The organism is Pseudomonas pseudonitroreducens (assembly GCF_021603645.1).
Lineage (GTDB): Bacteria > Pseudomonadota > Gammaproteobacteria > Pseudomonadales > Pseudomonadaceae > Pseudomonas > Pseudomonas pseudonitroreducens.
This window is the reverse complement of sequence record NZ_BQHJ01000001.1, coordinates 444,557-457,120: the sequence shown is the minus strand read 5'-3', so window position 1 is coordinate 457,120 and position 12,564 is coordinate 444,557. Positions and strand designations below refer to the sequence as shown.

The 12,564-nt window shown below is 59.9% G+C and carries 12 protein-coding genes and 3 pseudogenes; 8 read left to right on the top strand and 7 right to left on the bottom strand.

Annotation, left to right across the window (positions count from 1 at the left end; all coding sequences use genetic code 11):
- Positions 1-25 precede the first annotated feature (25 nt).
- Genes L6D89_RS02090 through L6D89_RS02080 form a run of 3 tightly spaced genes read right to left on the bottom strand, consistent with a single transcriptional unit; the run spans position 26 to position 1,779 of the window.
- Complete coding sequence (locus tag L6D89_RS02090; protein ID WP_236170921.1) at positions 26-901, bottom strand: NAD(P)-dependent oxidoreductase; 876 nt, start codon at positions 899-901, stop codon at positions 26-28.
- A gap of 52 nt (positions 902-953) precedes the next feature.
- Positions 954-1,193 (bottom strand): glutaredoxin family protein, encoded by a 240-nt coding sequence (locus L6D89_RS02085; RefSeq protein ID WP_275094673.1) that lies wholly within the window; start codon positions 1,191-1,193, stop codon positions 954-956.
- A 28-nt stretch (positions 1,194-1,221) separates the two neighbouring features.
- Complete coding sequence (locus tag L6D89_RS02080; protein WP_236198591.1) at positions 1,222-1,779, bottom strand: TetR/AcrR family transcriptional regulator; 558 nt, start codon at positions 1,777-1,779, stop codon at positions 1,222-1,224.
- Between the two features lie 178 nt (positions 1,780-1,957).
- On the opposite strand from L6D89_RS02080, the gene L6D89_RS02075 reads away from it, so the two are divergent.
- The 3 genes from L6D89_RS02075 to L6D89_RS02065 all read left to right on the top strand — a co-directional run bounded on the left by L6D89_RS02075 (position 1,958) and on the right by L6D89_RS02065 (position 4,929).
- Positions 1,958-2,554 carry a glutathione S-transferase family protein gene (locus tag L6D89_RS02075; RefSeq protein ID WP_236198590.1) on the top strand — a complete coding sequence of 199 codons (597 nt, stop codon included), beginning with the start codon at positions 1,958-1,960 and terminating at the stop codon, positions 2,552-2,554.
- A gap of 60 nt (positions 2,555-2,614) precedes the next feature.
- On the top strand, positions 2,615-3,481 hold the full coding sequence (locus L6D89_RS02070; protein ID WP_236198589.1) for an MBL fold metallo-hydrolase: 867 nt from the start codon (positions 2,615-2,617) through the stop codon (positions 3,479-3,481).
- 176 nt (positions 3,482-3,657) lie between these two features.
- On the top strand, positions 3,658-4,929 hold the full coding sequence (locus L6D89_RS02065; RefSeq protein WP_236198588.1) for an OprD family porin: 1,272 nt from the start codon (positions 3,658-3,660) through the stop codon (positions 4,927-4,929).
- A 138-nt stretch (positions 4,930-5,067) separates the two neighbouring features.
- On the opposite strand, the gene L6D89_RS02060 is transcribed toward L6D89_RS02065, so the two are convergent.
- Positions 5,068-6,276, bottom strand: coding sequence for an ammonium transporter (locus L6D89_RS02060; RefSeq protein ID WP_236198587.1), 1,209 nt, complete (start codon positions 6,274-6,276; stop codon positions 5,068-5,070).
- 404 nt (positions 6,277-6,680) lie between these two features.
- Between L6D89_RS02060 and L6D89_RS02055 the strand changes: the two genes are divergently transcribed.
- The 5 genes and pseudogenes from L6D89_RS02055 to dgt all read left to right on the top strand — a co-directional run.
- Complete coding sequence (locus tag L6D89_RS02055) at positions 6,681-6,998, top strand: ElaB/YgaM/YqjD family protein (protein WP_045211754.1); 318 nt, start codon at positions 6,681-6,683, stop codon at positions 6,996-6,998.
- Between the two features lie 15 nt (positions 6,999-7,013).
- Positions 7,014-7,394, top strand: a complete 381-nt coding sequence (locus tag L6D89_RS02050; RefSeq protein WP_236170928.1) for a phage holin family protein — start codon at positions 7,014-7,016, stop codon at positions 7,392-7,394.
- A complete protein-coding gene (locus L6D89_RS02045; protein ID WP_236198586.1) occupies positions 7,391-7,735 on the top strand; it encodes a hypothetical protein in 345 nt (114 codons plus the stop codon). Before L6D89_RS02050 ends, L6D89_RS02045 begins: the two co-directional genes overlap by 4 nt.
- Before the next feature lie 82 nt (positions 7,736-7,817).
- Positions 7,818-8,984: an EAL domain-containing protein gene (locus L6D89_RS02040; protein ID WP_236198585.1), complete on the top strand. Its 1,167-nt coding sequence runs from the start codon at positions 7,818-7,820 to the stop codon at positions 8,982-8,984.
- Positions 8,985-9,053: 69 nt separating this feature from the next.
- Positions 9,054-9,677, top strand: a pseudogene (gene dgt / locus L6D89_RS02035) (dGTP triphosphohydrolase); the annotation flags it as partial.
- Positions 9,678-9,839: 162 nt separating this feature from the next.
- Here the strand turns inward: dgt and L6D89_RS02030 are convergent.
- From L6D89_RS02030 to L6D89_RS32730, 3 genes and pseudogenes are all read right to left on the bottom strand, one after another.
- A complete protein-coding gene (locus tag L6D89_RS02030; RefSeq protein ID WP_236198584.1) occupies positions 9,840-11,204 on the bottom strand; it encodes a deoxyguanosinetriphosphate triphosphohydrolase in 1,365 nt (454 codons plus the stop codon).
- A gap of 78 nt (positions 11,205-11,282) precedes the next feature.
- Positions 11,283-11,714 (bottom strand): annotated as a pseudogene (locus tag L6D89_RS32735) (methyl-accepting chemotaxis protein); the annotation flags it as partial.
- 108 nt (positions 11,715-11,822) lie between these two features.
- Positions 11,823-12,509 (bottom strand): annotated as a pseudogene (locus L6D89_RS32730) (PAS domain-containing protein); the annotation flags it as partial.
- Positions 12,510-12,564 lie beyond the last annotated feature (55 nt).

The window sequence follows — 12,564 nt, the reverse complement described above, 5'->3', positions numbered from 1 at the left end:
CCGGACGGGCTTTTTCATGGGCGAATCAGAGCTGCCCAGACTTGCGCAGCGCCACCTGCGACAACGCGCTCCAATCCAGTTCGCCGTCGCCGTGGGCGATGGCTTCCAGCAGGTTATCGCGCAGGATGCTGGCAAACGGCAGCGGCACGTGCTGCTCCTGCCCTGCCGACAGCGCCAGTCCCACGTCCTTCAGACCGAGCACCAGGCGGAACGCCGCCGGATCGAAGCGCTGCTCGGCAATCAGCGCACCGTAGTTGCGGTATACCGGCGCGTTGAACAGGGTATTGCCCATGATCTCCATGAACTCGCCCGGCGCCACGCCGTAGGTCTTCACCAGGGCCGCACTCTCGCCCATCGCCTCGATGGCACTGGCAATCATGAAGTTGCCGGCGATCTTCACCGCCACGGCGCGCAGCGGATCGTCGCCCAGCGGCCAGGTCTTCTGTCCCAGCACGTCGAGCACCGGCTGCGCCTTGGCAATGGCGGCCTCGGGGCCGGCGACCAGGATGTTCAGCTTGCCGGCAGCGGCAACATCGGTGCGCCCGAACACCGGCGCCGCGACGAACTCGACGCCCTGCTCGCGGTGCAATTCGACCAGTTCACCGACGAGGGCGGTAGACAGCGTGGCCATGCTCAGGTGCACCAGCCCGGCCTTGGCCGAGGCCAGGGCGCCACTGTCCAGCAGGACGGCGCGGGTGGAGTTGTCGTCGGCGAGCATGGAAATCACCAGCTCGACGTCGAAAGCCTGCACAGGCGTAGTGGCGGCAACGGCACCCAGCGCCACCAGTGGCTCGGCGGCGCCGGGCGAGCGATTCCAAACGACGACCTGGTGGCCGGCCTTGATGAGGTTGGCAGCCATGGCAGCGCCCATGCCGCCCAGTCCGAGAAATCCGATCTTCATTGCATTGCGCCTCGTATCGGCTGATTGAGGAGAGGGAAAGCCGCCATACGCGTCAGCGGCTGAGGAAAGTAGCGACTTGTTCGGCGTCGAAGGGCCAGTTCAGCTCGGCGCCGGAATCGCAGCGGCGCAGCACGGGAATGCTCAAGCCATATTGCTCGACCCACTCCTCGCGATCGGCGATGTCCACCAGTTCGACCAGCAGGCCGTGTTCGACGAAGGGCATGAGCACCGCTTCGGCCACTTCGCACAGGTGGCAGCCAAGGGTGCCGAAGAGTTGGCATTCGGGGGGCATGTGAGACTCCAGGGGCGATTGCATGGGGTCAGACTCCGGCGTGCTTGAGCAGCGTATCGGCCATGGCGCGGGCTTCTCGCCCCTGCTGCGCCGGGCCCTGCATGTGCGCCATCACCAGCACGCCTTCGAGCAGGTATTGCAGCTGGCGGGCCAGCGCCTGAGGTTGTGCGGCGCCCAGGCGTTCCAGCTGGGTTGTGAAGAAGCGCCCGAGGAAAGCCTTGTGCTCGGCGGCCTGCTGATGGATGGGGTGGCCGCGGTCGTGGAATTCACCGGCCGCATGGATGAAAGCACATCCGCAGAAGTCCGGGCTGTCGAGCACCTCCTGCAGGCCATCGAAGATCGCCAGGATCGCCTCGCGGGGCGCGAGGATGCGTTCGGCCACCTCCATGCGCTCGACCATACGTGCGTGGCGCTCTTCCAGCGCCGCCATGATCAGCTCGTCCTTGGACTTGAAGTGCTTGTACAGCGTCATCTTCGCGACGCCCGACTCGGCAAGGATCCGATCGATGCCGGTGGCGTGGTAGCCCTCGCGGTAGAACAGGACCTGGGCGGTGTTGAGCAGCAGCTCGCGTTTGCTGGATGCCATGGCATTACCTCCTGACCGCACATTATGCGCGAGGCTTGCTGCCCATGGGGAGCCGGACAGTTGCCGGAAGCGGCAGCGCGGATGTCGATTGGCGAGCGGTCATTTTGCTTGAACTATACAGACCTGTCTGTCTAATATCTATCTCGCTGTCCCCACAACAATGCACAGGGCTCTCGCCATGAAACTCCACGACGTCGCGCTTTCCGGTAACTGCTACAAGGTTCGTCTGTTCCTCGGGCTCATCGGCCAGAAGGCTGAATGGGTGCAGGTGGACCTCCAGGGTGGCGCACACAAGCGCCCGGCCTTCCTGGCGATCAATCCGCGCGGCCAGGTGCCAGCACTGGAAGACGGCGAACTGCGCCTGGGCGACTCCCACGCCATCCTGGCCTACCTCGCACGGCAATACGGCGAGCCGCACTGGTCCCCCCAGGACGCCATGACCCAGGGGCGCATCGCCAACTGGCTGAGCTACTCGGCCAACGAGGTACAGCACGGCCTGGCCCTGGCACGGGTGATTCTGCTGTTCAAGCGCCCGGGCGACCTGGGCACAGCCCAGGCCAAGGGCCGTCATGCCCTGGAACTGCTGGATGCGACGCTGGCCGACCACCGCTGGCTGGCGCAGACCGAAAAACCGAGCATCGCCGACATTGCCGTCTATCCCTACGTCGCACTGGCGCCGGAGGGCGGCCTGGAACCGTCCGCCTATCCCTATGTGCAGGATTGGCTGGCACGTGTGCGCGCCCTGCCCGGCTATGTCGCCCAACCCGCACTCTGACCCTGTACGCCGCCGCTCTCGCGGCGGCGCACCTCTGCGCTGCAAGAAAAGGAAATTCCAATGCGTCTGCCATCCCTGCTGCTGGCCGGGCTGTTCGCCCTCGCCGGCCTGACCGCCGAGGCCGCCGAGCTGCGCTTCTCGCTGATCCGCACTTCCGGCGTCACTACCCTGGACGCCTTCACCGTGGCCGGCGGCGACTGGACGCAAAAAGTCCCGCTCAACCACACCGCGGTACTGATCCAGCACCACGCCGCGACGTTGTTGTTCGACACCGGACTGGGCAGCCAGGCAGACGCGCAGTTCAAGCAGGACATGCCCTGGTGGGACAAGCCGCTGTTCCAGTACGAGGGCCTGAAACCCGCACGAGACCAGTTACTGGGCAGCGGCATACGTATCGACCGGATCATCCTGTCCCACGCCCACTGGGACCACGCCTCGGGTCTGGCTGACTTCCCGGACGTGCCGGTGTGGGCAACCTACGAAGAGATCAACTACGCCCACATCGCCCAGCCGCCAGCCGTGTTTCCCAGCCAATTCCGTCATCCGCTGAAGTGGCAGCCGTTCCAGTTCGAGTCCGGCCCCTTCCTGAGCTACGACCGCAGCCTCGATCTGTTCGGCGACGGCAGCCTGGTACTGGTGCCGATGCGCGGCCACACACCCGGTTCGGTTGGCCTGTTCATCACCCTGGATGATGGTCGCCGCTTCTTCTTCAGCGGCGACACCACCTGGCGCCTGTCCGGCTTCACCGGCCCCCACGAGAAGTTCTGGGTCAGTCGCAAACTGGTGGACAGCGACCGCGAGCAGACATTGGCCGAAGTGGCTCGCGTGCACGAACTGATGCTTGCCTATCCAAAGTTGACCGTAGTGCCAGCCCACGACGCGCAGGTGCAGGACAAGCTCGGCTACTACCCCCAGTGGATTCAGTGAAAGCCGCGCCAGTCGCCGCTCAGCGCTTCAATAGCCAGCTCACTAATCAGCGACTAAGGTCTAAGAGTCGTCAACATTCGGTAATGATTTAGTAGATAGGCTGTAACAGATCGACATGCCGGCCTGATCCACCCGGTATCACCGAACTGCCCCAAGCGCTCGAGGAGACAATAACAATGAGCAAGACCCCGATCGCCCGTGCCGTGGCTTTGTCCACGCTGGGTACCAGCTTTATCCTTCCGACACTCGCCCACGCTGACTTCATCAAGGACAGCAAGGCCACCGTCGAACTGCGTAACTTCTACTTCAACCGCGACTTCCGCCAGGACAGCCCGGCCCCGAGCCAGAACAAGGCCGAGGAATGGGCACAAGGCTTCATTCTCAAGTACGAATCGGGCTACACCGACGGCACCATCGGTGTCGGCGTCGACGCCCTGGGCACCCTGGGCCTGAAACTCGACTCCTCGCCGGACCGCAGCGGCACTGGCCTGCTGCAGCGCTCGCGCAGTGACGGTCGTGCTGAAGACAGCTATGGCGACCTGGGCATCACCGCCAAGCTGCGCGCGTCCAAGAGCACCCTGAAGGCCGGCACCCTGCTGCCGAAGATGCCGGTGGTGCAGTACAACGATACCCGCCTGCTGCCGCAGACCTTCAGCGGCTTCGCCCTGAACTCCGCGGAACTCGACGGCCTGACCGTCGATGGCGGCCGCCTCTACCAGGTGAACCAGCGTGACTCCTCCGACTACGAGGACATGACCATTACCGGCGGTGGCAAGCGCAACATCAAGCTCGGCGATGCCACCACCAGCAACAAGTTCCTCTTCGGCGGCCTCACCTACAAGTGGACCGACAGCCTCAGCACCAGCTACCACTACGGCGGCCTGGAAGACATCTACAAGCAGCACTACCTGGGCCTGATCCACGTGCTGCCGATTGCCGACAAGCAGTCGCTGAAGTCCGACATCCGCTGGGCCAAGTCCGACGACGACGGCGGCAGCAACGTCGACAACAAGGCGCTCAACGCCATGTTCACCTATGCCCTGGGCTACCACGCGTTTGGCGTCGGCTACCAGAAGATGAGCGGCGACACCGGCTTCGCCTACATCAACGGCACCGACCCCTACCTGGTGAACTACATCCAGATCGGCGACTTCGCCAACAAGGACGAGAAGTCCTGGCAGGCGCGCTATGACTACAACTTCGCCGGCCTCGGCATCCCCGGCCTGACCTTCATGACCCGCTACGTGAAGGGCGACAACATCGACCTGATCACCACCTCCGGCGAAGGCAAGGAATGGGAACGCGACACCGACATCGCCTATGTCTTCCAGGATGGCCCGCTGAAGAACCTCGGCGTGAAGTGGCGCAACGCAACCATGCGCACCAACTACACCAACGACTACGACGAGAACCGTCTGATCGTCAGCTACACCATGCCGCTCTGGTAACCCGCACTGCATAACGAAAAAGCCCGGCATCCGCCGGGCTTTTTCTTTCTCTTTCGTAGGAGCGAGCTTGCTCGCGAACCTCTCGACCGCCACTCCGGCGCGAAACGTTCGCGAGCAAGCTCGCTCCTACAATATCCTTCAGTCCTGACTGAGCGCCCCGATCTTGTGGATCGACAAGTCGGCGCCGTAGTACTCCTCCTCCTTCGTCAGGCGGATGCCTACCGTCGACTTCACCAGGCCGTACACCAGCAAGCCACCCGCGAAGGCTAGCGTCACCCCGAGCAGCGTGCCGATCGCCTGGCTGGCCAGGCTGACCCCACCCAGGCCACCCAGCGCCTGCTGACCGAAAATACCGCAGGCGATACCGCCCCAGGCGCCACACAGACCGTGCAGCGGCCAGACGCCCAACACGTCGTCGATCTTCCAGCGCACCTGGGTCGCCGTGAAGGCCCAGACGAACAGTGCACCTGCCACCATGCCGGTGGCCAGGGCACCGATGGGGTGCATCAGATCGGAACCCGCGCATACCGCCACCAACCCAGCCAGCGGACCGTTGTGCAGGAAGCCCGGGTCATTGCGGCCGACCAGCAGCGACGCCACGGTGCCGCCGACCATCGCCAGCAGCGAGTTCACCGCCACCAACCCGCTTGCACCTGCCAGGGATTGCGCACTCATCACGTTGAAGCCGAACCAGCCGACGATCAGGATCCAGGAGCCCGCCGCCAGAAACGGAATGTTCGACGGAGCGAAGGCCACCAGTCGCCCCTCGCGATAACGGCCATTGCGCTGACCGAGCAGGACCACCGCCGCCAGCGCCAGCCAGCCGCCAAAGGCGTGCACCACCACGGAGCCGGCGAAATCATGGAAGGCCGCGCCGAACTCGGCCTTCAGCCAGCCCTGAAAACCGTAGTTGCCATTCCAGATCAGCCCTTCGAAGAAGGGATAGACGAAAGCCACGATCAGCGCGGTGGCGACCAACTGCGGGCCGAATTTCGCCCGCTCGGCAATGCCACCCGAAATGATCGCGGGAATCGCCGCGGCGAAGGTCAGCAGGAAGAAGAACTTCACCAGCGCGTAGCCGTTTTCAGTCGTCAGTTGCGCCGCCGGTTGCAGAAAGGTAACGCCATAAGCGATCCAGTAGCCCACGAAGAAGTAGGCCAGAGCCGAAATGGCAAAGTCCGAGAGAATCTTCGACAAGGCGTTGACCTGATTCTTCAGGCGCACCGTGCCCACTTCCAGGAACGCGAAGCCTGCGTGCATGGCCAGCACCATGACCGCGCCCATCAGGAGGAACAGCGTGTTGGAGCCGTGGACCAGCGTCTCTACGGCACTATTGAGGTTTTCCATCGCTACAGGCAGCCCCGGAGGTCAAGGGGAAAGCACCAAAACGGCTCGCGGCCACCCCGCACCGCACCACACTGAAGCAGTGGCGCACCACAGAGGGGCCGAGCGCTGACCCAGAATGGCCCGGAAGCCATTCGAGCAGCGTTGCAATTTCCTGTACTTCCTTATGTTTTTCAGTGGTTTGAGCTTCGATTCCCGGCCTTTCCAGGCATCGGGAACGCCCCGCCGTGGGGCGCTCCGCTCTCCATGCGCACCAGAGAAATGCAAGCGGCATACCACCAGCGAAACCAATAGCAGCTAGGCTTCAACTCTCACGCGAGAGCGGCCCCATGGTGAATTTATGAGAAACTTTCCAGCGAGCCTGGGGCTCGAAAACTAGGAACCTCAACCCGCACAAGGAGCATCACATGCCTCGCAAGACCGCAGTGAACGCCGCCAAGGATGAACTCCTGGCCGAATTCCAGGCCCTCGTCAGCGACACCGAAAAACTCCTGCAGAGCTCGGCCGACCTGGCCGGCGCCGAAGCCGACCAGATGCGCGCGCAGATCCACGAAAGCCTCAAGCGCGCCCGCGACGCCATCTATTCCACCAAGGACTCCGTGCGCGACCAGGGCAAGGCCGCCGTGGACGCCACCGAAGACTACGTCGGCGATCATCCATGGCAAGCCGTGGGCATCGCCGCTGGCGTCGGCTTCCTGCTCGGTCTGCTGGTCAGCCGGCGCTGATCGATGAGCGACGGAATGGACGCCGGACCGAAGTCTTCGGCCAACTCCCCTTCCCCGCGGCGCTTCGGCGCCGCGGTCCTCGGTCTGCTGCACGGGCATGTCGAGCTGCTCGGTGTCGAACTGCAGGAGCAAAAGACCCGCACGGTTCAGATGCTGCTGATGGCCGGACTCGCGCTGGTCTTCGCCCTGCTGCTGCTGGTCGCGCTGTCAGTGCTGGTGCTGATCATCTTCTGGGACAGCTACCGCCTGCAGGCCGCCATCGGCCTTTGCCTCTTCTACATCGGCGGCAGCCTGTTCTGCGCCTGGCGCCTGCACATGCTGGTCAGCGACGAGAGCTCGCCATTCAGCGCCACCCTCGAAGAACTGGCCCGCGATCGGGAGCGCCTGTTGCCATGAGCGAAATGCCGGACGCCCGCAACCTCAGCCGTGCAGAACTGCGCAAGGCCATCATCCGCCTGCGCCTGGAAATGCAGCGCCAGCAAATCCGCCAGGAAGGCGAACTGCTGTTGCAGCCCTTGAAACAGGCGCGCAGCCTCGGCCAGAACCTGCGCAGCGGCCTGAGCGGCAGCACTCCGCTCTGGGGCGCTGGCGGAGCAGCCGCACTGGCATTGCTGCTCGGCCGCAAACGCCGCTGGGTACGCCTGCTGCGTGTCGGCATCGCCCTCGCACCGCTGATCCTGCAAATGCGCAGCAAACCCGAGCCCAAGGACCCGCCCGCGCCCTCGACACCTCTCTGAGGTCTAGACTGGCCACATTCTTGCAAAGTGACAGTGAGCTGCGCTCCAGCGCTTTCCTGTCACGCCACTAAGGATGTGTCCCTTGATCGACGGGCAACCCATCGCCTGCTTCCAGCCCTTCATCGACACCGCGACCGGCCTGATCGCTGGCGTCGAAGCACTGGGCCGGCTGCGCCAGGACAACGGCGACCTGCACTCGGTCGGCCCACTGTTCTTCAACCCGCGAGTCGGCCTGGCCGAACTGCGCCGCCTCGACCGCCAGATCCGCGATGCCGCCCTCGCCCGCATCCATGAGGCCCCCAAGGACTGGTTCCTCAGCCTGAACATCTCTCCACGCTGGATCAGCCGCCTGCGCCCCAATCAACCGCTGCCCAGCCTCAAGCAGCTACAGCAGCAAGGCGTACCTCCGGAGCGTGTGGTCTTCGAGATCACCGAACTGGGCGGCGCCCACCAGCGCCTGCCGGAAGTGGTGGCGCGCTACCGCGATGCCGGTGCACGCATCGCCATCGACGACTTCGGTGCCGGCTACTCGCAGCTGGACCGCGTGCTGGCGCTGCAGCCGGACATCCTCAAGCTGGACATGCGCCTGTTCCAGGAAGCCGCCCGCGGCGGCCCCAGCGGCGAAGTGGTGAAAGCCCTGGCGCAGATGGCCGAGAAGACCGGCTGCTGGATCATTGCCGAAGGCGTGGAAACCGAAGAGGAAATGGACTTTGCCCTGGAGTGCGGCGCACGCTACGTGCAAGGCTACCTGTTCGCCAAACCGGCGCTGGACTTCCCCGCCAGCGATGCGTTCCGCGACGCCTTCGCGCAGCGCCGCGATCACTACGTGCATCGCAAGCTGCAGGAGCGCGCCAACCTCATCCAGTTACGCCAGCAACTCGCCGAACTGATGAACATGCTGCGCCCCTGGGCCGAAGGCGGCGCCATGCTCAGCAGCCTGCCACCGGCACCGGAATCCTTCAGCCGCCTGCTGCGCATCTACCAGTGCGACCGCCACGGCACCCAGACGTCGCCGAACCTGGAATGGAACGGCCTGTTCTGGAAGGAGAACCGACGCTATCTGGGGCACAACTGGTCGTGGCGCCCCTACTTCTACCAGTTGCTCGCCGAGGGCTGGGAAGAGCGCCGCCTGACACTCTCCAACACCTACCGCGACGCCACCACCAACCAGTACTGCATGACCGCCGGCCAGTTCATCGACCAGGGTCGACGACTTCTGCTCATCGACATCGACGCCGAAGGCCTCTAGCGCCGCGATTGAGATTGCCGGCGCGAACAGCTAGCGTTGCCGGTAACTCTCTCGATCGCGGAACGTAGAATGGATTGGCACACCCTGCTCCCCCGGGAGCGCCTCGGCAAACCGGTGCATAGCAGCGCCGAACTCGGCCGCAGCGCCTTCCACAAGGACCACGACCGCATCATCTTTTCCGGGGCCTTCCGCCGTCTGGGACGCAAGACCCAGGTGCACCCGGTGTCGAGCAATGACCATATCCATACCCGCCTGACCCACTCGCTGGAGGTCGGCTGTGTCGGCCGCTCGCTTGGCATGCGCGTCGGCGAGATCATTCGCGACCGCCTCCCGGAATGGTGCGATCCGGCGGACATGGGCGTGATCGTGCAGTCCGCATGCCTGGCCCACGACATCGGCAACCCGCCCTTCGGCCACTCCGGCGAGGACGCCATCCGCCACTGGTTCCAACAGGCCGCCGGACGCGGCTGGCTGGATGGCATGAGCGAAGTGGAAAGCTCGGACTTCCTGCATTTCGAAGGCAACGCCCAGGGCTTTCGCGTTCTCACTCAACTGGAATACCACCAGTTCGACGGCGGCACGCGGCTGACCTACGCCACCCTTGGCACCTACCTGAAGTATCCCTGGACGGCGCGGCACGCCGACTCGCTGGGCTACAAGAAGCACAAGTTCGGCTGCTACCGCAGCGAGCTGTGGCTATAGTAAACAGCCAAAAATGATATTTTTTGAAAATCAACAGCCAAAAAGTTATAAGTGCAACTATTTTGGCATGAGAATTAAATTTGATAATCAAAAAAAGAATAAGGAGGGCTTTGCTGAACTTGAACATACCACCATTGGCGAGAGCCAATCCACCTAAATTCGCTCACCGCCCATACCACTAAACTGTCGAGCCAAATGCACGGCGTAGTTATCAGTCATGCCACTCACGTAGTCCAGAACCTGCATAATCGCGGAGTAGTCCTTTGAAACATTTTCGCGAGCGTTTATAGCAACCAAGTCAAGTCCCATTAAATCGACTACTCGCTTGGTCTTTGAATCAGCGACTCCGCCATTCCTAGCAAAACTTAGAGCAGCCGAACAGCTAACTTGCAACAACGTTGATATCGTGCTATAAGCCCCTATTTCAAGCTCAACTTTACGCGGATGTTGGAAAATTTCCTCGCGTGCAAGAATTTTGGCAGAGTTTACGCAATCACGCACATTACTACTACACAGTTCAAATATACCAAGAGCCTTCCCAGCCATAATTTCATCATAATTACTCATAAAAGCAGCCACCCCTGCATCTACGAATGCAGAGATAACCTTACCGCGAGCCATAGATAATCTACGCCCTAGCTTCATGCCTTGAGTTTCTTTTGCCAACTGGTCCCGTTGTTGCTCACCGAGAACGAGGCACAAAATATCAAAAACCTTATCCCATTCGAGAATACCCATCTCCACACCATCCTCCAGATCAAGGATGGCGTAGCAAAAGTCATCTGAAATCTCCATCAAGTTAGCTAATGGATGGCGGCAACGCCAGCCATTACCAAGCTTTAACAGCCCCGTCGCATCCGCCACCTCATCGAAAAAACCAAGTTCCGAGCAGTAAACACCATATTTATTTTTAACAGGTCGCAACTGATTAACTGCATCACCTGCCATCCATGGATACTTTATAAAAGCCCCCAACGATGCATAAGTTAGACGCATACCCCCATCATACGGATGATACTCTGAAGTTGTTAACACTCGGAACCCTTGGGCGTTCCCTTCAAATCTACGAAAGTCAGTAGCCTCATTGAAAGGCAAGCACTCAATCATCTTCGCACCTACGTCATTAGTGAACCAATGACGTATTGCCTCTTCACCAGTGTGTCCAAAAGGCGGGTTACCAATATCGTGAGCGAGACATGCCGTTTGTACGATATCGCCAATATCAGAAGCTGAATAGTAATCAGGTATTAGCTTTTCCTTCAAAAGCTCCTGCCCAACTCGGACTCCGAGCGTCCTACCTACACAAGCCACCTCCAAACTATGGGTCAGGCGATTATGCACATGGTCATTGGTCGCCAGAGGATGTACCTGAGTCTTTCTTGCAAGGCGTCTGAACGCACCTGAGAAAATGACTTTATCGTGGTCCGAATGGAAGGGGGAACGACCAAGTTCCGACTTCGGGGGGCGTCCACCTAATCGAGTAGTATTCAACAACTTATCCCAACTCATTCTGTCCATAGCACCTCCGGGCGAAGGAACAACACACAAAAAATCACAAGCCATTGACATCAGCAAAACACAAACTCACAAGACCAATCAGTTACCCAACCTATTAGCAAAACGCTCTACCGCCTCAACCACTTGTTGAGCCCCCTCCTGAATTTCACATATAACATTTCCTGCCTCAGCAGAAAGCTCAAGACCTTGTACCGCATGCATTTTACCCTGCTCTATGATTCGAACAGCCTCTTCCGCCATTTTTTGGTTTTTAGAAACCACATCGACAATTTCTTTCGTCGCCTTCGTAGTTCTGGATGCAAGCTGTCTTACCTCATCAGCAACTACAGCAAACCCCCGTCCCTGCTCACCAGCCCTTGCCGCTTCAATCGCAGCATTGAGTGCAAGCAAATTAGTCTGATCAGCAATCCCCCCAATACTTTTTACAATCCCACCAACCAATTGAGACTGTTGATCTAGTGCACGAATACCCTCTACAGCCGCTTCCATTTGAGCAGCCAACTCCTGCATTACCCTCATTGTATCCTGAACCACTCCGCTACCACGCCGTGCACTTTCATCAGTATTCCTCGAAGTACCATAAGCTATATCAGCCGCCTCAGACACTGCCTGCTCGCGGTTAACTTGCTCAGTAATGACAGTTGCAAACTTAACCACCTTATATAGTCTTTTATAAGAGTCCGAAACTGGACTATACGAGGCTTCCAGCCACACAACCCGACCATAGCTATCTATACGCTTAAAGCGACCCGCCAAAAACTCTCCCCTTCGGAGCCTCTCCCAAAAACCCTCATATTCTTTAGAGGATGACTCTGCAGGCTCACAGAAAATCCTGTGGTGCTTTCCTTTTATTTGCTCTGAGCTGTAACCCATTGCACTTAAAAATCTATCATTTGCAGTTAAAACCATACCATCTAGATCAAATTCAATAACTGCAGTTGAACGTTGCAAAGCCCCAATCAAATTCTCATGCTCACAGGACTCCTCGATAGTTCGGGTAAGGTCAGTGGCATACACTGAGAGATGAGAAAGCACCCCCGTTGAGCTTCTAATTGGCTGAATAATCACACGCAACCATGCCTCCTCCCCATTCCCCCTACAAGCTTGAAGAGCACCAACCCAATGCTTCCCAGACTGAACAGCATTCTTCATGCGGTTAAAATGATCTGTATTCCGAGCAAAATCTGGAACCAAGTCAAAAATTGGCCTCCCAGCCAATTTTTCAGCCGAATACATCATTTCACGTAAAAAATTACCATTACCCTCTATAATAACACCTTGAGAACCCAATCGAAGCACTAACATTTCATCATCAAGACTTTTCCTAACCTGCTCCAACGAAAAAAGCTTTTCACTAACT